Raw genomic sequence first — 19,310 nt, 5'->3', positions numbered from 1 at the left:
GAGCTGAAGTCGCTGAGGACGGCGGCCGGGCGGGATTGTCAGAGGCGTCCTCCACAATGGGCAGTCCGGGCAGGCGCTGGGCGGTCCGGGCAGGAGCAGAGTGCGGCGTAAGGCGGTGACCCCATGAGCGTGTGGGACGACCTGGTGGGGCAGGAGCGGGTGAGCGAGCAGCTGGGCGCCGCGGCCCGGGACGCCGACGCGCTGGTGACGGCGGCCGTCGCGGACACCCCGCCGCCGGAGTCGTCGAAGATGACGCACGCCTGGCTGTTCACGGGCCCGCCCGGCTCCGGCCGCGCCACCGCCGCGCGCGCCTTCGCCGCCGCCCTCCAGTGCACGAGCCCGGACCGGGCGCTCGGCGGCGCCCCCGGCTGCGGTTTCTGCGACGGCTGCCACACCAGCCTGATCGGCACCCACGCCGACGTGGAAGTGGTGCGCACGGACCTGCTCTCCATCGGTGTGAAGGAGACCCGCGACCTCGTCCGCAGGGCACAGCTCTCGCCCGCCGTCGGACGCTGGCAGGTCATCGTCCTGGAGGACGCCGACCGCCTCACCGAGGGCGCGGGGAACGTCCTCCTGAAGGCCGTCGAGGAGCCCGCCCCCCGCACGGTGTGGCTGCTCTGCGCGCCTTCTCTGGAGGACGTGCTGCCGACCATCCGTTCCCGCTGCCGCCACCTGACTCTGACCACGCCGCGCGTGGACGCCGTCGCCGACGTGCTCGTACGGAGAGACGGCATCGAGCCGGACGTGGCCACGGCCGCGGCGCGCGCCACGCAGGGCCACATCGGCCGCGCCCGGCGGCTCGCGACCGATCCACGCGCGCGTGAGCGCAGGGCCGCCGTCCTGAAGCTGCCGATGCGGGTGACGGAGATCGGCGGCTGCCTGAAGGCCGCGCAGGAGCTGATCGACACGGCGACCGAGGACGCGAAGCAGGTCGCCGAGGAGATCGACGGCAAGGAGACCGAGGAGCTGAAGGCGGCGCTCGGCGGCGGGCAGGGCGGCCGGATGCCGCGCGGCACGGCCGGCGTGATGAAGGAGCTGGAGGACAGACAGAAGCGGCGCAAGACCCGCACGCAGCGCGACAGCCTCGACCTCGCGCTCACCGAGCTGACCGGGCTCTACAGGGACGTTCTCGCCCTCCAGCTGGGCTCGCGGGTGGCCATCGCCAACACCGAGGTGCAGGACATGCTGGAGCGCATGGCCCTCGCGACCTCGCCCGAATCCACGCTGCGCCGCATCGAGGCCATCGGCGCCTGCCGCACCGCCCTCGACCGGAACGTGGCACCGCTGCTCGCGGTCGAGGCGATGACGGTGGCGCTGCGGGCGGGGTGAACGCGTGAACGCGCCTGTTCGGGGCGTGGGTTGACGGACCGCACGAATGCGATCGGGGGGTGGTTGGCCGACTGGGGATTCGGTTCACTCGTACGAGCGCGTTGCGTAATCGTTCACTCGCGGACGGTTACTCTCGCGTGATGGACCTCAGCCGTCACGGCCGCCGCAGCCGCCGCAGCCGCCGCAGCCGTCACCTTCCGTTCCGTACGTGCGGCACTCTGTTCGTGACCGCCGGGCTGCTCATGTCCGGCTGTTCGTCCGGAAGTTCGACCGCGGACGCTTCGATGGCGTCGCTGTCCCGCTCGACGCCCGCGGAGCTCGCGCCGTACTACGGACAGAAGCTGAGCTGGCACGAGTGCGGTGTCCCCGGCTTCGAGTGCGCCTCCATGAAGGCCCCGCTCGACTACGCCCAACCCGCGGCGGGCGACATCGAGCTGGCCGTCGCCCGCAAGCAGGCCACCAGGAAGAAGGACCGCCTCGGTTCGCTCCTCGTCAATCCGGGCGGCCCCGGTGGCTCGGCGATCGGCTACCTCCAGTCGTACGCGGCGCTCGGCTACCCGGCGAAGGTCCGGGCCCGCTACGACATGGTCGCCGTCGACCCGCGCGGGGTGGCCCGCAGCGAGCCCGTCACGTGCCTCGACGGCGAGCACATGGACACATACACGCAGACCGACGTCACCCCCGACGACCAGCAGGAGACGGACGGCCTGCGTGCCGCCTTCGAGACGTTCGCGGACGGCTGCGAGGCACGGTCGGCCAAGATCCTTCCGCACGTCTCCACGGTCGAGGCTGCCCGCGACATGGATGTCCTGCGGGCGGCGCTCGGCGACAAGAAGCTGACGTACGTCGGCGCCTCGTACGGGACCTTCCTCGGCGCGACGTACGCGGAGCTCTTCCCGCGCCGCGTGGGCCGCCTGGTCCTGGACGGCGCGATGGACCCGTCCCTGCCCGCGCGGCGGATGAACCGCGACCAGACGGCCGGCTTCGAGACGGCGTTCCGGTCCTTCGCGAAGGACTGCGTGGCGCGCGGCACGGAGTGCCCGCTGGGCACCGGCAGCCCCGAGGCCGCGGGCAAGCGCCTCAAGGCCTTCTTCCGAGCCTTGGACCGTGAACCGTTGACGGCGAAGGGCGGCGGCATCAGCGACGGTCAGGCCGACGGGGCCGGCGGCAGGAAGCTCGGCGAGGCGCTCGCCACGACGGGCGTGATCGCCGCGATGTACGACGAGGCGGGCTGGCCGCAGCTGCGCGACGCGCTCACCTCGGCGATGAAGGACAAGGACGGGGCGGGCCTGCTCGCCCTCTCCGACGGCTACTACGAGCGGGACGGCGAAGGAAAGTACGCGAACCTGATGTTCGCCAACGCCGCAGTGAACTGCCTGGACCTGCCGCCGTCCTTCGGCTCCCCGGCCGAGGTCCGCAAGGCGCTGCCCTCCTTCCGGGAGGCCTCCCCGGTCTTCGGCGAAGGCCTCGCCTGGTCCGCGCTGAACTGCGCGTACTGGCCGGTGCGGGCCACGGGTGAGCCGCACCGTATCGAGGCGAAGGGCGCGGCCCCGATCCTCGTCGCCGGCACGACCCGCGACCCGGCCACCCCCTACCGCTGGGCGAAGGCCCTCGCCTCCCAGCTCTCCTCCGGCCACCTCCTCACCTACGAGGGCGACGGCCACACGGCGTACGGCCGCGGCAGCGAGTGCGTCGACTCGACGGTCAACGCCTACCTCCTGCGGGGCACCGTCCCCAAGGACGGAAAGCGCTGCTCATAGCCGTCGGCGGGGGGTGTGCGGAGCACTCTGAAAAACTGTGTAGACTTGGCCGCGTTGCTGATCGCACGATGGTGCGGACGGCGCGCCGCCTTAGCTCAGATGGCCAGAGCAACGCACTCGTAATGCGTAGGTCTCGGGTTCGAATCCCGAAGGCGGCTCTGTGGAAGCCCCAGGACTCACTCGCCGTGACCTGGGGCTTTTGCTTGTGTCCGCAGGCTGACTACTGGGTGGACAGCGTCGGTTCCGGGATGGCCGTCGTCTGGGGGGTGTCCGCCGGGGTCAGGGGTGGGGTCGGGCGGGTGAAGGCGCGGCGGCAGTGGTGGACGAGCTGGCGCAGGGCCGGGTTCTCCGCCGAGGTCCAGGCCAGTGAGAGGACCGGCTCCGTGTGGATGTCCTCGATGCGGCGGGTCGTCAGCCGCGGGCGGTGCTGGGCGACGAGGGATTCGGAGAGGATCGCGACGCCCAGGCCGCGGATGGCCAGGTCGGCGATCGCGCTGGGCGCGCCGGCCTGGAACGCGATCTCCATGTTGACGCCCGCCGCCGCGCATGCGTCGTCGAAGACCTTGCGCACCCCGGCCCCGGTCGGCAGGCTCACCACCGAGTAGCCGGCCAGGTCCTCCAGGGTCACCTGGGGCTTCTCGCAGAGCGGGTGGCCGACCGGCATCGCGGCGACCAGGGGCTCGCGGATGATCTCGTACGCCTCCAGGCCCGGCGGAGTGGAGCCGGAGGTGCTGACCAGAGCCAGGTCGGCGCTGCCCGCGCGCAGCCGCTCGATGAGCCGGTCGGAGGTGTCCTCCAGGAGGACGATCTCCACACCGGGGTGCCTGTGGTGGAAGGCGGACAGGGCGTCGAAGAGTGGCGTGACCGTGCATGCGGTGACCATGCCGACGACGAGCCTGCCGCGGATGAGGCCGTTCACCTCGTCCACCGCCTGGCGGACGGCGTCCACGGCGGCCAGCGCGGACCGGGCGTGCCGCAGGGCTGCCATCCCGGCGGGGGTGAGTCTGACGCTGCGGCCGGAGCGGTCGAACAGGGACGTCCCGAGGTCGTGCTCCAACTGTCTGATCTGGGCGCTCACTCCGGACTGGCTGATGTGCACGCGCTCGGCGGCCCGAGTGAAGTTCTCCTCCTCGGCCACGGCGACGAAGTATTCGAGCTGCCTGAGTTCCATGCCTCGTGATTCTAGTAATTGGCGATGGCATATGTGGGACTTCTGGTCGAATCTCGCTTGAGTCCTGGTCGAGTAATGCGTCTGTTAGGCTTTGTCGCTTGCATTTGTCAAGCGTTCTACGGGATTTGGCGGGAAAACGAGCTCGCGGGCCGAGCGTGACACTTATTGCGGTGGCCCGCAGGGGTACGGTGGCGGTAATTTAAGTTAACAACTATTCCACGCTCGCGCGAACTCTGACAGGGGGCGACGGGTTCATGTATACGAGCAAGTCGGCAGAAGTTGCGGAAGACGAGACGGCCGGAGATGTAAGAGAGGGGGTATTTGCTGGAATAGAGCGGGTGGATGCGCAGCGGCCGTGGGAAATATTGCCGCATTCCCTTCCCATTGAACGCATTGCCGTGGATCAGCTCTGGTCGGCCGATTCACCACGCCTGGTCGGTGAGAACGTCGACCACATCCGGGTCCTCGCCGAGTCCGGCGCGGACCTGCCGCCCATCCTCGTCCACCGGTCGACGATGCGGGTCATCGATGGAATGCACCGGCTGCGGGCGACGGTGCTGCGCGGCGAGCGGGAGATCGCCGTCCGTTTTCTCGACGGGCACGAGTCCGACGTCTTCATCGTCGCCGTCCAGGCCAACACCACGCACGGCCTGCCGCTGAGCCGGGCCGACCGCAACGCCGCGGCGACGCGGATCATCCACTCGCACCCGCAGTGGTCGGACCGCATGATCGCCTCGTTCGCGGGGCTCTCGCCCAAGACGGTCGGCAGTATCCGGCGCCGGCTCGGCGACGACCTGCCGCCCGCGCCGGTGCGGATCGGGCGCGACGGCCGGACGCGGCCGGTCGACAGCAGCGGGGTGCGGGCCGCGACGAGCGAGTTCATTCGGACCCACCCCGACGCGACGTTGCGGCAGATCGCCGGTGCCGCCGGAGTCTCCCGGGCCACCGCACGCGATGTGCGCAGGAGGCTGGAGGAGGACGAGGTGGTCTTCCCGAAGCCGCGGGTGCTTCATGGAGGGGCGCCCGATCTGCCCGGTGTGCCTGGGCTGGCCGATGTACCTGGGCCGGCCGCTGTGGCCGGCGGTACGGCGGGGGTCGGCACGGTGACGGCTCAGCCGGCGCGGGTCGCGTCCGCCCGGGTCGCCGCCGACCCCGGCGCCGTATCGGCCGTGTCGGCACGAGTGGCGCCACCCGAGGCCCCGGAGGCCCCCGCGCCCGGGGCGCCGGAGGCGGCGGGTATCGCTGTGCCTTCGGCTGCCGCCGAGCTGATCCCGATCCTGAAGCGCGATCCCTCGATCCGCTTCACCGACTCCGGGCGCCTGCTGCTGCGGCTCCTCGACGCGGCCACCCTCCCGCCTGACGAGTGGAGCCGGCTCATCGAGAGCGTCCCCGCCCACTGCGTCGACATGGTGGCGAGCGTGGCGCGGGCCTGCGGCGAGGTCTGGTTCAGCGTCGCGCAGGAAGTGGACGGCCGCGCCTCGGCGCGGTGAGGTGCAGTGAGGCGCGGCTGGCGCTTGGGCCATCAGAGGCGGGGCGTACGTCAGTCTCGTACGACCGTCTTCGTGCGCATGAGGAAGTCGGAGAGGTAGCCGTCGTGCGGCAGCCCGGGTCGCATCCAGTGGGTCGGGTGGTCGCCGACGTACAGGTTGGCGATGGTCGGTTCGGCCAGGAGCCGGTCGAGCAGTTCCTCCTGCCGTGTCAGCGCGGTGAGCACCAGGCTGTCGCGCAGCGGCGCGATCCCGTCGGCGGGGCGCCACGGTGCCACCCATACGCAGGGGAAGGGGAGTTCGGCGCCGAGCTGCGGTGCGTCGGCGCGGTCGACCTGGTGGACGGCGGGCCGCAGGACCGCGCTGCCGTCCCCCAGGTCGTCGGCGACCGTGTCGGCGCCGAGCCAGGGCCGGGCGTCGCCGGCGCGGCGCCCCACGTACTCGGCGATCGCCCGCGCGCCCGCGGCGGGCTGCACCGGAAGCACGGCCTTCGGGTGGTCCGGTGGGAGGCTGGGAAGCGCCGAGAACCGCTCGGCGAGGGCCTCGCACAGCGGCGTCGGATCGCCCTCGACCAGCACGGCCGTCGCGTTGACGCAGCCCGTGCCGCCGCGCCCGGCGACCGAGTCCACGAGGGTGTCGAGGTGGTCGCGCCAGTCGACGTCGGCCGTCAGGAGGAGCTTCGAGCGGCCGGGCCCCTGGAGCAGGACCGTGGGGTCGGCGCCGTATTTGCGGACGACGTCCTCGCCGCCGTAGACCATGCCGAGGTCGGCGCCGCGCAGCACGGCGTCCGCGCCGGTGTGGTCGGTGGGCAGCAGCGTGACCTCGTCGTTCCCGAAGCCCGCGAGGCGCAGCGCCGTGACGAGCCGGTGCGGGGTGAACGGCTCGCGCCGGGAGGGCCGGACCGCGACGCGGTAGCCCAGCGCGAGCGCCTCGGGCCACAGGCTGTGGGTGCCGGGGTGGTTGCCGGCCGCGTGGACGGCGAACACGTGGCCGCGCCGGGTGTGGGCGGCCCGGCCGGCCCTGGCCAGGGGGTCACGCCAGTCCGTGACCGCACCGGCGGGCCGCGCCTGCGCGATGCCGGTGCCGATGTCGCGGAGCCGTTCGGCGATGCGGTCGACCGCCGAGGTGACCTCCGTGATGGGGACTCCGCCGACGCGGCTGACCAGCAGGCAGTACTCCGCCACGCTCTGCCCTGCGACGGTGCCGGTGGCGAAGAGGTCGGCGGCGGCCGCGATCCGCCGTATCCGCTCGTCGGCCGGCGCGGGCTCCGCGCGGCGCAGCGCCGACAGGGTGCGGCTGACGAACGGCGGGGGTACGAGGCTCAGTTCGGCGGCGGGGACACCGGTGACGTCGGCGACCGTCTGGCGGTTCCTCGCGCGGAACTCGCCGCGCGGCCCGAGCGCGTCGAGCAGCAGCGGTTCGGGCGCCATCAGTAGACCCCCTCGACCACGTCCTCGTTCTCGAACCTGCTGACGGGCGCGATGTCGGCCACCGAGTCGCCGGGGCCGCCGTCGAGCGGCTCGACGCGGGTGGCGATGTCGCGTTCGAGGTTGTTGGGGAGCAGGAACGACTTGCTGACGTGGCTGGCCACGACGCGGCCGCGCGCCCCGTAGGGGACCGGCCGGAGTGTCTCCGGGTCGACGACCGAGAAGGTGACGTACGGGCTCAGGGTGTCGAAGACGCAGGGGTCGTCGTCGCCGAGTCCGGGCCGCTCCCCGGCGAAGCCCAGGATCATCGTGCTGCCGTAGTTCCCGGAGAAGACGGTGTCGGGGAAGATCTCCGTCCGGTACACCTGGCGGGAGTCGGGGTCGAGCTGCGTGCCGCCCCAGCGGATCGCCCGTACCTTCTCGTTGATCAGCTCCACCAGTTCGTCGCGGCGGGCGATGCGGTCCAGGATCGGCGGGGTGACGGTGAGGACGCCGATGTTCTGGGAGCGCAGCACCTCCGCGGCCTGGTCGACGACGTGCTCGGCGTAGTCGTCGGCCTCGCTGCCGCGGCCCGCGGATATCAGCCGCTTCACCCAGCGCGGGTCGAGGTCGAGCGTGAATCCGTGGGTGCCGTGCGTGGTTGCCGAACCCCGGAAGAACTCGCCGACGATGTGCGGGCCGCTGGGAACGATTCCCAGCCAGTTTGCGCCCCGGGGGAAACCATGGGCGTCGAGCTGTTCGGCGGTCCAGTGGAGCAGCCGCTTCCGCCAGTCCCCGAGGAGGACGACCCGCTTGGGGGCGCCCGTGGTGCCACCGCTCTCGAACACCCCTCGTACGTCGGGATCATCGCCGTAGCCACGCGGGATGAGGTCCTCGGCGGGGACGGTGCGCAGCTCGGAGGCGACGTTGGGGAAGCGGACGAGGTCGGCCACCGAGGAGATGTCGGTGCGCGGGTCGAAGTCGAGGGACTTCGCGCGTTCCAGCCAGTAGGGGGAGCCGGTTTCGGGGCTGAAATGCCACTCCATCGCGGCTCTGATGTATTCGTCGGGGTCGGGCCGGTCGCCGGGGGGCAGGTCGAGTATGTCCCAGGTCTTCGACGCGTTCGGCGTACGCGACGCATGTGGCGTGCTCGACGTGGTCGACGTCATGGTGTCGTTTTCCTCCCGGCCTTGTCGTACAGCTGTTGCCTGGAATTCTTGTCGCGTGGTCGCCCGGCATTTTTTCCCGTGAAATAACCAGGGCATTGGATACGGGGCCATTCGGGAATGTCAACACCGTTCCAACCGTTCCATCTCTTCTGACCTCTGTCCCGCAAAGGCGGGGCCGAGTGCCTGGAGCGTGGCCAGTTCGTACAGGCCCTCGACGGTGCCCTCCGCCTCGAAGGTGACGCGGACGTCCGGTGGCCGGCCGATCAGTGCGAGGGCGGCGTTCGGCGGCAGCTGGTCGAGCGGTGGCCGCTCGTTCTCCCAGAGCATCATCGCGCCCCACCGGTTCTGCTCGCGGTCCGCGAAGTAGATCTTGAGACGCAGGCCCGGCACCTTGGTCCACCGGTCCAGGGTGTTCTCGCGCAGGTGTTCGCGCATGGAGTCGATGGTCTGGGGCGTCCCGTCGAGGTGCCACCAGGCGACGTCGACCCTCATCGGGGTACTCGCAGAAGGTGACTTGGCATGCGCAGGGCGTAACTGGTCATGGGTGCCTCCGTCTTCGGCGGGAGGGGATGTGACCTCAGTGGGATGTGACCTCAGTGGGGATGTGAAGCCAGTGAGCGTACGACTGAGTCGGCGCGGGCGCGTGGGGTGGCGACTGAGGAATTCCTCAGTCGCCCGGACGGCCGTGATCCAGATCTGTTGCTTCTGGCTGCCAGAAGCAAGGGGAGTTGGACGTGTCAGTTCCGCGCGGCCAAGCTTGTTGGTGCTGGAAATCAGCTCTGAACGAGAGGCCCCCCTGTGTCCGAATATGAGAAGGCCTACAAGCCGGAAGACATCACGCGTCTGTTCGTCGAGCGCGCCAACCAGGGCGATGCGACCGGTGTCGCGGAGCTCTACGCGGAGGACGCGGTCGTCGCCTTCCCGCCCGGGCAGATCACCCAGGGGCGCGAGGCCATCCGCAAGCTGTGGGAGATGGCGATGACGCGGAACCCCAAGTTCGAGCCGGAGGAGCCCCTTCCGACTCTGATCAACGGTGACATCGCGCTCACGTCCACCCCGCCGAAGGACGGCACGGGCGCCCGCGCCCAGGTGGTGCGCCGCCAGCCCGACGGCTCGTGGCTGCGGATCCTCGACCAGCCCGAGTTCATCCAGCCCAAGTAAGCAGCCGGCCCGGCCGGCGCGCGGCCGCCGTAAGAAGTGGCGCGCAGTCGCCGTAAGAAGTGTGGGGGAGAACAGTCATGGCCAAGCGATGGTGGACGTTGGTGGTCGTCTCCGCGTCGACCTTCATGATCCTGCTGGACGCCACCATCGTCACCGTCGTGCTGCCGCAGATCCAGAGCGGGCTCGACACCAGCTTCGCCGACGCGCAATGGGTGGTCGACGCCTACTCGTTGACGCTCGCCGCGATGCTGCTGGTCGGTGGCTCACTGGCGGACCGCTTCGGCTACCGCAAGCTGTTCCTGGTGGGCCTCGGTGTCTTCACCGTCAGCTCACTGCTCTGCGGTATCTCCTCCACACCTCTCATGCTGATCCTGTCGCGTGCCGCGCAGGGCATCGGCGGCTCCGTCATGTACGCCACGTCGCTGGCGCTGCTCGCCCGGAACTTCACCGGGAAGGAGCGGGGCGTCGCGTTCGGCATCTGGGGTGCGGTGACGGGCATCGCCACCGGACTCGGGCCCGTCTTCGGCGGGTTGATCGCCAGCAACATCAGCTGGCGCGGCATCTTCCTCGTCAACGTGCCCATCGGTCTCCTCGCCATCGCGGTGACGCTGTGGCAGGTCGACGAGTCGCCGATGCGGCGCAAGCTGCGGCTGGACTGGCCGGGGTTCGTCCTCTTCACCAGCGGCCTGGTCGCGCTGATCTACGGTCTGATCCGGGCCGGCGAGACCGAGTGGGGCAACACCGACGTCGTGCTGTGGCTCGGCGCGGCGGCCGTCCTGCTCGTCACCTTCCTGATCGTGGAACTCCGCTCCGAGCAGCCGCTGTTCGACCTGTCGCTGTTCCGCACGCCGACGTTCGTCGGCGGGTCGATCGCCGCGTTCACCATGAACGGCTCGCTGTTCGCGATGCTCCTCTACCTGGTGCTCTATCTCCAGAACGGCCTCGGCTACTCCGTCCTGGAGTCCAGCGTGCGGCTGCTCGTGATCAGCGTGTGCGCCCTGGTCGCGTCGACCGTCGCCGGCCGGCTGAGCGCGAAGGTGCCGGTGAAGTGGCTCATCGGCCCCGGCCTCTTCCTCGTCGGCGTCGGCCTGCTCCTCATGTCGGGCAACGACGCGTCGAGCGGCTGGACGCACCTCATCCCGGGCTTCGTCGTCGCCGGTATCGGCAGCGGCGTCGTCAACCCGCCGCTCGCGTCGACCGCCGTCGGCGTCGTCACGCCGGACCGGTCGGGCACGGCGTCGGGCATCAACATCACCTTCCGCCAGGTCGGCATGGCCGCCAGCATCCCGGTGCTCGGCTCCATCTTCACGGCGTCGCTCCACGACGACGTCATGCGGAACCTGTCGGGCATCCCCGAACTCGCGGGCAGCGCCCCGGGCATCGCCGCGGCCGTCGAACACGGTGACGTGTCCGGTCTCACCGAGAAGGTGCCGGCGCCGCTGCGGGACCAGGTGGCCACCGCCCTCCAATCCGGGTACGCCGAAGCGTTGAACGACCTGCTGCTCGTCACCGGTGTCCTGGCCCTGGTCGGAGCGGTCTTCTCCTTCTTCCTGATCCGCGCGAAGGACTTCCTGGCCGCCAAGCCGCCGCCGCGGGAGGCCGGGGCCGGGGTCGAGGCCGGTGAGCCTCAGCCGGTGAAGTGACGTCACACAGCCCCGTCACCTCACGCAGCCCCGTCCCGTTCCTGGATGTGGTCGAGCGCGTGCTGGATGACCGCCTGTGCCGCCGGGTCGATCGTCCGGTCGTCCGGCCACGCCAGGTACAGCCGCCCGTGCATGTCCGGGTCGCGGAACGGGATCAGCCGCAGATCCTCGCCGGCCGCCCGGACCGCCCCCCGCGGCAGGATCGCCACACCGAAACCCCGGGCCGCCATGTCCACCAGGACCTGCGGGTCGCTGGCCGAGAAGGCGATGGGCGCGTCGATCCCGGCCGTGGCCAGGGAGATGTCCAGCTGGCGCCGGGTGCCGCTGTCGCCGGGCAGTGAGATCAGCTGCCGGGACGCGAGCTCCTTGAGGAGCACGGAGTCCCGGTCCGCGTACTCGTCGTCCGCGCGCACCACCGCGACGAGCGGGTCGGCGCGGACCACCTCGGTCCGCAGGAAGGACGGCGGTTCGACCGCCATGCCGAGGAAGGCCATGTCGAGCTCGCCGTCCTTGAGCGCGTCGACGAGGTCGTCGGTGCTGCCCTGACGCAGCGCGATCTCCACGGTCGGATGGCTCGCCTGGAACTCCGCGAGCATGCCGGGCACGTCCAGCGACGCCACCACCGTCACCATGCCCACGCTCACCCGCCCCCGCAGCAGCCCGGCCACCTGGTCGACGGCGAGTCTGGCGTTGCGTACCGCCGCAAGCGCGGCCTTGGCATGGGGGAGCAGGGCCTCACCCGCGGCGGTGGGGCGGACGGTGCGCCCGGACCGGTCGAGCAGTTCGTACCCGAGTTCCCGTTCGAGGCGGCGGATCTGCGCGCTCACTCCCGGCTGGGTCACATGGACCCGGGCCGCGGCTCTGGTGAAGTTGCCGTCCTCCACGACAGCGACGAAGTACTCGAGTTGGCGTATCTCCATAACTGACCGATCTAGGCTTCAGTACGAACAGATATTGGACGCCCGGTAAACGCCGGGACAATACTGACGGGGTCGCTCGGAAAAGAATGAAAGAGCGGCCATTCAACGGCCGGCCAGTCAGCGGCCTTTTCACGGGGATACTCGGAATTTGCTGAGTAATGCATGCGGAATGCGCGTGCCCAAAATTTTCTGAGGAACTTTACAGCAGCGCGGTCGGGCTGTGAAGGGTTCATCCGCGGCGAGTGGGCCACCGTACGTGCACTGAGGGGAGTCATCCATGGGAACCACAGGAATTGGAGGCGCCGATTCCGGCGGCGCGGTCATCTGGGTGACCGGGCTTGCCGAGGCCGGCAAGACGACGGTCGCCCGTGAGCTCGTCCGTCAGCTGGTCCAGCGCGGACGGCAGCCGATCCTGCTCGACGGCAACGAGGTGCGGACCGCGCTGGGCATGATGACCCACGGTTTCGACCGGGAAAGCCGCATAAAGACATCCATGACCTATGCGCGCCTTTCCCAGCTCCTCGCCGAACAGGGGCATCTCGTCGTGGTCGCGACCATCTCGCTCTTCCACGAGGTGCAGCGGCACAATCGCGAGAACCAGCCCGACTACTTCGAGGTGCTCCTCGACGTGCCCGTCGAAGAACTCAAGCGGCGGGACAGCAAGGGCGTCTACAGCGGGAACGACGCCAAGGACGTGGTCGGAATCGGGCAGTCCGCCGAGTTCCCCACCCACCCCGACCTCGTGGTCACCAACTACGGCGACGTCGACCCGAAGGCCGCGGCCACCATGATTCGACTCGCGCACGAGGAGCGTGTGCCGTCCGCCGCGGCGTGACGCGCGCGTATTCCTCGTACTCCCTGTATTGCCTGGCGTTCCGCGCGCATTCCGTGCGCATTCCGCGCACCTCATAAACCTCTTGAGCCTGGCTCAACAAGGATTTTCTGTTTCAGCTATGTATAAGGAGCTGTGCCTCGCATGACGACGTCGACCAAGCTCAAGCACGGAGATTTCACCGACCTGGCGAAGGACTACTCGAAGTACCGTGAGGGGTACGCGACCTCGGTGCGGGACGCGCTGATCGGCCTGGTGGGCCGGCCGGCCGCCGAGCTCGACGCCGTCGACGTCGGCGCCGGTACGGGCCTGTGGACCCGCATCGTGGCGGACGGCGGATTCCGCTCGGTGACCGCGGTCGAGCCGAACGACAACATGCGCGCCGAGGGCATCTCCGACTCGGCGGGCTACTCGATCACCTGGCGGGCCGGCAAGGGCGAAGAGACCGGGCTGCCGGACGAGTCGGCCGACCTCATCAGCATGGCGTCCTCCTTCCACTGGGTGGACTTCGAGGTGGGCACCGCCGAGTTCTGCCGGGTCCTGCGGCCGGGCGGCTGGTTCGTCGCGCTCTACAACCCGCGGCTGATCGAGGTCAACCCGGTGCTCGTGGACATCGAGAACGAGCTCAAGCGCCTGATGGGCGAGCGCAAGCGGATCACCTCCGCGCACCCGCAGATGATCAAGGAGCTGTCGGACAAGTTCAACGCCAGCCCGCGGTTCGACGACGTCGTCGTCCTGGAGGGCCGCCACTCCGTCGAGCAGACCATCGACCACTACATCGGCCTGTGGCAGTCCGTGAACGACGTGCGGGTGCAGCTCGGCGACGCCAAGTTCGAGCAGTTCCTCGACTACATCCGCGAGCGCCTTGCGGACGCCGAGAAGCTCGAGGTCACCTACCTGACCAGGGCGGTCGCGGCGCGCGCCAAGAAGTGACCCTCCAGAGACAGGACTTCTGACATGACCGAGGAATCCGTCCGGGAACTGCGTCCCGACGAACTGGCCCGGCGCAGCGCGCGCCTGCTGGGCGAGAACGACATCGTCGTGGCCGGCGACCCCGGGTCCGGCCAGGCGCTCGTGGCCAACATCGTGTTCGAGCTCGGCTTCGACTACCTCGACCCGTACGTCGAGTCGCCCGACGAGGCGGACGGCGCGGCCCAGTCGGTGGAGAGCCGTCTCGAGTACTACCGGCAGCGCCTCGCCGCCACCTCCGAGAAGAGCCAGGCCGCGCTGGACAGGGCGGCGAGCGGGGCCGTGCCGAAGAGGTTCATCAAGACCCACTTCTACCCCGAGGTGTTCGCCGAGTCGTCGGTGAACAGCGCGATCCTGGTGGTGCGCGACCCGCGCGACACCATCTACTCGTCGTACAAGTGGTTCTCCTCCTTCGGCGGTTCCTGGATCCCGGACGCCGCTGACATGATCGGGAAGCTGACGTACCCGGACTTCCTGGACCGCGTCAGGCTCGGGGACGGCGAGCCCTCGATCCCCGGCTGGGCCCGCTTCTACCGGAGCTGGCTGGAGGCGGCGCCGGAGTTCTCGAAGTTCGCGGTCGTGCGCTTCGAGGATCTCAAGTCGCACCCCGTGGGCGCCATCACCGCGATGCTCGCGGCGCTGGGGCTCGCGGTGCCGCCGGAGGTCGTCGAGCAGGCGGCCGAGCGCAGCTCCTTCAAGGCGATGCGCGCCCGCGAGGACGCGGCGTCCGCCGGTGAGGGCGACACCACGAAGAACGCCCGCATCATGCGGCGCGGACAGGTGGGCGAGTGGCGCGAGTGGATCGGCGAGGGCGACCTGGCCGAACGCTTCGCCCACCCGGGCCTGGTCGCGACGGCGGCTCGGTTCGGGTACGACGCGACGCCGACGCAGTAGGCCCGCGCCCGCAGGGCGCAGTTTCGGGCAGAGCCAGGTCACGACCCCCGTGACCTGGCTCTCCCCGTCGCGGGCTCAGCGGAGTCTCGGCCTCCGCGGTTATGACGCCCGCGGTCCGGGGAGCGATCGACCATGGTCGAGGAGATCGAAACTGCTGATGAAGTGGCCGCGCGGCACGGGCTGCGCCCGCTGCCGGTCGAGGGCGGACTGTTCCGGCGGGTCTGGGCGGGGCCACCGGACGCGGCCGGGCGCCCCGCCGGGTCGGCGATCGTCGCGCTGCTGACCACGGCGCCCGGTGACTTCTCCGCCCTGCACCGCCTGCCCATCGACGAGGTCTGGCACTTATACGAGGGCGACGCGCTGGAACTGTTGCTCCTCGCGCCCGACGGCACGGACCGGACGGCCGTGCTGGGCACCGGGGGGCAGGTGCAGCTGGTGGTGCCCGCGGGGACGTGGATGGGCGCGCGCGTCCGCGCCGGCGGGCGGCACGGGTGGGCGCTCTTCGGGACGACGATGGCACCCGGGTTCGTACCCGAGGATTACGAGGGCGGGGACGCGGCGGAGCTGAGTGCCCGTCATCCGGGGCGCGCCGGACTCATCCGGGAGCTGTGCCGGGCCGGGGAGCCGCTGCGGATGCCGGAAGAGGACGGCGCCGGGGACGGCGGCGGTGCACATGGCGGGAGATTGGGCGGGGACGGTGGCGGCGATGTCTGACGGAACCTCACTGCGGGACGGGACACTGCCCGGACTGGACGGCCGCCTCGCCCTGGTGACCGGGGCGAGCGGAGGCATCGGTGCCGGGGTCGCCCTGCGGTTCGCGCAGGCGGGGGCCGCGGTCGTGGTGCACTACCGGCGGGGCGGTGAGCGGGCCGAGGAGCTGGTCGGGCGGATCGTCGCGGCGGGCGGCGACGCCGTCGCCGTGGCGGCGGACCTGACGCGGGAGGAGGAGTGCCACCGCCTCGTCGCGGAGGCGCACGCATGGCGCGGGCGGCTGGACGCGCTGGTCAACAGTGCCGGGATCCAGCCGGTGCGGGAGCTCCCCGGCATGACGGCCGCCGAGTGGCGCGAGGTGTCCGAGGCGAACGTGACGGCCGCGTTCTGCTGCACGCAGGCGGCCGCCGAGGTCATGGCGGGCCAGGACGGCGGCGGCACGGTCACCCATATCGCGTCCATCGAGGGGTCGAGCCCCGCGCCCGGCCATGCGCACTACAGCGCGTCCAAGGCGGCCCTGATCATGTTCGCCCGCTCGGCGGCCCTGGAGTACGGGCCGCGCGGCATCCGCGTCAACAGTGTCTCCCCCGGCCTCATCGACCGGCCGGGCCTCGCCGACGACTGGCCCGACGGCGTGGCGCGATGGGGCAGGGCGGCGCCGCTCGGCCGGCTCGGACGGCCCGAGGACGTCGGCAGCGCCTGCGTGTTCCTCGCCTCGGACGCGGCGTCGTGGATCACGGGGACGGATCTGGTGGTGGACGGCGGGGTGGGGGCGGGGCCGGGCTGGTAGGCGCCCCGGGTGACCCGGGGCGCCCCGGGGCAACGGGTGACCTGGGGGTGCGGGTGCCCCGGGGGTGCGGGTGCCCCGGGGTGCGGTGAGTGGTGGCGCTTCCGTGGCCGGACCAGACTGCCGGACACTTATGAGGATCCTGTCAGGCCGCTGTCCTGATCCCGTTCGGCCCGTCTGAACCGGGCGCGGCATGCCTATCCTCAACGCCATGTGCGCTTTTGTCCTGGTCGCGGAGGACGACGAGAAACAGGCCGAGCTGGTCCGCCGCTACCTGGAGCGCGAGGGCCACGCGGTCGCCGTCGTCCACGACGGTTCCGCCGCCCTCGCCGAGGTGCGGCACCGGCTGCCGGACCTGCTGATCCTCGACGTGATGATGCCGGGTGCAGACGGCCTGGAGGTGACCCGCCTCCTGCGGGACGGCAGCGGGCCGCCCGAGCTCGCGCGGCTGCCCATCCTGATGCTGACCGCCCGCACCACCGAGGACGACCTGCTCGCGGGCCTCGACACCGGCGCCGACGACTACCTCACCAAGCCGTACAGCCCGCGCGAGCTGATGGCCCGGGTACGGACGCTGCTGCGCCGCGCGGGCGGCATCCAGCCGCCGCTGCCGGACGCCGACCGGCGGATCCTGCGCGTCGGCGGCCTCGTCGTCGACCCGCTGCGGCACGAGGTGACGGTCGACGGGCGGCACGTGGACTGCACCCCGGGCGAGTTCGACCTGCTCTCCGCACTCGCGGAGGAACCGGACCGCGTCTTCACCCGACCGCAGCTCCTCGACCGCATCCACGGCTCGTCCGGCTACATATCCGCCCGCACGGTCGACGTGCACATCCTCAACCTGCGCAAGAAGATCGAATCCGACCCGCGCCGTCCCGACCGGCTGGTGACGGTCTTCGGGGTGGGGTACAAGCTGGCGGGTGCGGGTGCGGGTGCGGGTGCGGGTGCGGGTGCGGGTGGCACGCGCTCCGTAGGGACGGCCGTCGACGGCGTGGCGGCGCACCCTCGTGCGTGACGTCCCGCTCCGCAAAAGCCTGCTCGCGCGGCTCCTCGCCGTGTCCGTCCTGGTCTCCATCGGTTCCATCGCCGCCACCGCGTGGCTCGCTGCGCAGACCACGTCCGGTGCGCTGCGGCAGGAGCAGGGGCAGCTCCTCGCCGACGACGCCCGCATCTACGACCGGCTCCTCGGCGTCGGCGCGGGCGCGCCGCAGTGGCGGGGCGCCGACAAGGCCGTACGCGAACTGTCCCGCAGCACCGGCCGCCGCATCGCCCTCACCACCCAGGACCACAAGGTCATCGCCGATTCGGCGGCCCGCCGCACCGCCCTGCCCGCGACCGCGTCCGCCGTGCTCGATCCCCTCTCCGTCGACACGACACTGGCCCCTGGCAGCACCGACGAGGGCACGGCCGTCGACCGCATCGACCCGCGCGCGATCGGCCCCTACCGCCTCCCCGAGCAGGAGCGCAGGGAGCTCAAGGAGGCCGCCGACCGGAGCGCGGCCTGCCTGACGGAGCTCGGCATGAGCCCCGAAGTCGTCCACGGGACCGGCGGGCGCCCCTTCGTCCGACTCGACTACCACTCCGGCGAATTCATGGACGCGCGCTGCCGCATGAGTGTGCTCGACGTACCCACCGCGCACGAACAGAAGGCCCTCGACAAGCTCAACTCCCTCGCCGACGCCTGCATGAAGCGGCGCGGGCTCGCCCCCGTCCCGATCAGCCTCGACCTGACCGCGCGCTCCGGACCGAAGCCGATCGGTGCCGCACCGACGGCGGTGCCCGTGGCGCCCCGCGAGACCCCGCCCATCGGCTCTCCGGCCGAGCCCGACCCCGACCCAGCCCTCACCCCCGTATACCCGGAGCCGGACGCGGGCGAGCAGGCGGCAGGCGGGCAGGCGTCAGGTGCGCAGGCAGGGGGCGGGCAGGCAGAGGGTGGGCAGGCAGTAGGGGAGCCCAACGACGCCGCCATCAGATCCTGCGTCGACACCGCGCGCCGCGAGCAACTGGGCCCCTACGTCTCCTCACCCGCCCTGCTCTTCATCACCAGCTCCGACGGCACCCGCAGCACCCCCGCCTTCAGCCTCTCCCGGGCCAACACCGTCCGCCTGGCCGGGCTCGCCGCCGCCGTCCTCGCCGTCACGGTCGCCGTCACCGCGCTCGCCGCCACCCGGCTCACCCGGCCGCTGCGCGCGCTCACCACCGCGACGCGCCGCATGAAGGCGGGCGAGCCGACCGAGCCGGTACCCGAGCGGGTCACCCGCTCGGCGGGTGAGATCAGCCAACTGGCCGCCGCGTTCAACGACATGGCCGCCCACCGCAAGGCGCTGGAGGAACAGCGCAAGGCCATGGTCAGCGACGTGGCGCACGAACTGCGCACCCCGCTCTCCAACATCCGCGGCTGGCTGGAGGCGGCCGAGGACGGCGTCGTCGACACCGACCCCGAACTGGTCACCTCGCTCCTCGAAGAGGCCCTGCTGCTCCAGCACATCGTCGACGACCTCCAGGACCTGGCGGCCGCCGACGCGGGCACCCTCCGGCTGCACCGCGAGCCGGTGCGCGCCGCCGAGATCGCCGACCAGGTGGCGGCGGCGCACCAGGCGCGCGCCGACACGGCCGGGGTGAGGCTCAGGGCCACCGCGTTCGGTGACCCGTGGGTGAGGGCCGACCCGCTGCGGCTGCGCCAGGCGATCGGCAACCTCGTCTCCAACGCCGTCCGCCACACCCCCGAGGGCGGCAACGTCCGCATCACCTGCCGCACCACGTCCGACGCCGTGCTCATCGAAGTCGCCGACACGGGCACCGGCATCGTGCCCGCCGATCTGCCGCACGTCTTCGACCGGTTCTGGCGCGCCGACAAGTCACGGACCCGCGCGACGGGCGGCAGCGGCCTCGGCCTGTCGATCGTACGGAAGCTGGTGGAGGCGCACGACGGGACGGTGTCGGCAGAGAGCGTGCCGGGGAAGGGATCGCTGTTCACGGTGCGGTTGCCGCGGGAGGGGGAGCGGGAGCGGGAGCTGGTGGGGGAGCAGTAGCTTCCGGTCCCCGGGGGGAAAGGGCAGCAGGGCGAAAGC

General features: G+C 71.1%; 17 protein-coding genes and 1 tRNA gene. 13 read left to right on the top strand and 5 right to left on the bottom strand.

The genetic code is table 11. From position 1 onward, the window contains the following. Nucleotides 1-123 precede the first annotated feature (123 nt). The 3 genes from ACZ4Z4_RS20200 (at nt 124) to ACZ4Z4_RS20190 (ending at nt 3,247) form a co-directional block, all read left to right on the top strand. Nucleotides 124-1,329 (top strand): DNA polymerase III subunit delta', encoded by a 1,206-nt coding sequence (locus ACZ4Z4_RS20200; protein WP_468328714.1) that lies wholly within the window; start codon nt 124-126, stop codon nt 1,327-1,329. Nucleotides 1,330-1,469: 140 nt separating this feature from the next. Further along, a complete protein-coding gene (locus tag ACZ4Z4_RS20195; RefSeq protein WP_468328712.1) occupies nt 1,470-3,089 on the top strand; it encodes an alpha/beta hydrolase in 1,620 nt (539 codons plus the stop codon). 84 nt (nt 3,090-3,173) lie between these two features. Then, nucleotides 3,174-3,247, top strand: a tRNA-Thr gene (locus tag ACZ4Z4_RS20190). A gap of 62 nt (nt 3,248-3,309) precedes the next feature. On the opposite strand, the gene ACZ4Z4_RS20185 is transcribed toward ACZ4Z4_RS20190, so the two are convergent. Further along, nucleotides 3,310-4,260, bottom strand: a complete 951-nt coding sequence (locus tag ACZ4Z4_RS20185; RefSeq protein ID WP_468328710.1) for a LysR family transcriptional regulator — start codon at nt 4,258-4,260, stop codon at nt 3,310-3,312. A gap of 398 nt (nt 4,261-4,658) precedes the next feature. Between ACZ4Z4_RS20185 and ACZ4Z4_RS20180 the strand changes: the two genes are divergently transcribed. After that, the gene (locus ACZ4Z4_RS20180; RefSeq protein ID WP_468328708.1) at nt 4,659-5,750 is read left to right on the top strand and encodes a ParB/RepB/Spo0J family partition protein; all 1,092 of its coding nucleotides are present in this window, start codon (nt 4,659-4,661) and stop codon (nt 5,748-5,750) included. A gap of 50 nt (nt 5,751-5,800) precedes the next feature. Here ACZ4Z4_RS20180 and ACZ4Z4_RS20175 read toward each other — a convergent pair whose 3' ends face one another. The 3 genes from ACZ4Z4_RS20175 to ACZ4Z4_RS20165 all read right to left on the bottom strand — a co-directional run bounded on the left by ACZ4Z4_RS20175 (nt 5,801) and on the right by ACZ4Z4_RS20165 (nt 8,814). Continuing rightward, entirely contained in the window at nt 5,801-7,177 is a 1,377-nt protein-coding gene (locus ACZ4Z4_RS20175; protein WP_468328706.1) for an aldehyde dehydrogenase family protein, read from the bottom strand. Continuing rightward, nucleotides 7,177-8,322 carry a phenazine antibiotic biosynthesis protein gene (locus tag ACZ4Z4_RS20170; RefSeq protein WP_468328704.1) on the bottom strand — a complete coding sequence of 382 codons (1,146 nt, stop codon included), beginning with the start codon at nt 8,320-8,322 and terminating at the stop codon, nt 7,177-7,179. The genes ACZ4Z4_RS20175 and ACZ4Z4_RS20170 overlap by 1 nt, the downstream gene beginning before the upstream one ends. Nucleotides 8,323-8,442: 120 nt before the next feature. Beyond that, nucleotides 8,443-8,814: a hypothetical protein gene (locus tag ACZ4Z4_RS20165; RefSeq protein ID WP_468328702.1), complete on the bottom strand. Its 372-nt coding sequence runs from the start codon at nt 8,812-8,814 to the stop codon at nt 8,443-8,445. A gap of 306 nt (nt 8,815-9,120) precedes the next feature. Between ACZ4Z4_RS20165 and ACZ4Z4_RS20160 the strand changes: the two genes are divergently transcribed. Beyond that, entirely contained in the window at nt 9,121-9,483 is a 363-nt protein-coding gene (locus tag ACZ4Z4_RS20160) for a YybH family protein (protein WP_468328700.1), read from the top strand. A gap of 77 nt (nt 9,484-9,560) precedes the next feature. Next, entirely contained in the window at nt 9,561-11,126 is a 1,566-nt protein-coding gene (locus ACZ4Z4_RS20155) for an MFS transporter (protein WP_468328698.1), read from the top strand. Nucleotides 11,127-11,146: 20 nt separating this feature from the next. Here the strand turns inward: ACZ4Z4_RS20155 and ACZ4Z4_RS20150 are convergent, their stop codons facing one another. After that, nucleotides 11,147-12,046 carry a LysR family transcriptional regulator gene (locus tag ACZ4Z4_RS20150; protein ID WP_468328696.1) on the bottom strand — a complete coding sequence of 300 codons (900 nt, stop codon included), beginning with the start codon at nt 12,044-12,046 and terminating at the stop codon, nt 11,147-11,149. Between the two features lie 277 nt (nt 12,047-12,323). Here ACZ4Z4_RS20150 and ACZ4Z4_RS20145 point away from each other — a divergent pair, with 277 nt between their 5' ends. From ACZ4Z4_RS20145 to ACZ4Z4_RS20115, 7 genes are all read left to right on the top strand, one after another. Beyond that, nucleotides 12,324-12,881 (top strand): adenylyl-sulfate kinase, encoded by a 558-nt coding sequence (locus tag ACZ4Z4_RS20145; RefSeq protein WP_468328694.1) that lies wholly within the window; start codon nt 12,324-12,326, stop codon nt 12,879-12,881. A 141-nt stretch (nt 12,882-13,022) separates the two neighbouring features. Beyond that, entirely contained in the window at nt 13,023-13,811 is a 789-nt protein-coding gene (locus ACZ4Z4_RS20140) for a class I SAM-dependent methyltransferase (RefSeq protein ID WP_468328692.1), read from the top strand. A 24-nt stretch (nt 13,812-13,835) separates the two neighbouring features. Then, nucleotides 13,836-14,741: a sulfotransferase domain-containing protein gene (locus ACZ4Z4_RS20135; protein WP_468328690.1), complete on the top strand. Its 906-nt coding sequence runs from the start codon at nt 13,836-13,838 to the stop codon at nt 14,739-14,741. Nucleotides 14,742-14,873: 132 nt separating this feature from the next. Then, nucleotides 14,874-15,455 carry a cupin domain-containing protein gene (locus ACZ4Z4_RS20130; protein WP_468328688.1) on the top strand — a complete coding sequence of 194 codons (582 nt, stop codon included), beginning with the start codon at nt 14,874-14,876 and terminating at the stop codon, nt 15,453-15,455. Further along, nucleotides 15,448-16,242, top strand: coding sequence for an SDR family NAD(P)-dependent oxidoreductase (locus ACZ4Z4_RS20125; protein WP_468328686.1), 795 nt, complete (start codon nt 15,448-15,450; stop codon nt 16,240-16,242). The genes ACZ4Z4_RS20130 and ACZ4Z4_RS20125 overlap by 8 nt, the downstream gene beginning before the upstream one ends. Nucleotides 16,243-16,450: 208 nt before the next feature. Further along, nucleotides 16,451-17,254 carry a response regulator transcription factor gene (locus ACZ4Z4_RS20120; RefSeq protein ID WP_468328684.1) on the top strand — a complete coding sequence of 268 codons (804 nt, stop codon included), beginning with the start codon at nt 16,451-16,453 and terminating at the stop codon, nt 17,252-17,254. Continuing rightward, nucleotides 17,247-19,271, top strand: coding sequence for an ATP-binding protein (locus ACZ4Z4_RS20115; RefSeq protein WP_468328682.1), 2,025 nt, complete (start codon nt 17,247-17,249; stop codon nt 19,269-19,271). Before ACZ4Z4_RS20120 ends, ACZ4Z4_RS20115 begins: the two co-directional genes overlap by 8 nt. Nucleotides 19,272-19,310 lie beyond the last annotated feature (39 nt).

Source organism: Streptomyces sp. NPDC030245, from assembly GCF_055572995.1.
Note: the sequence above shows the minus strand (reverse complement) of the source record. Positions and strands in the feature narration are given on the sequence as shown.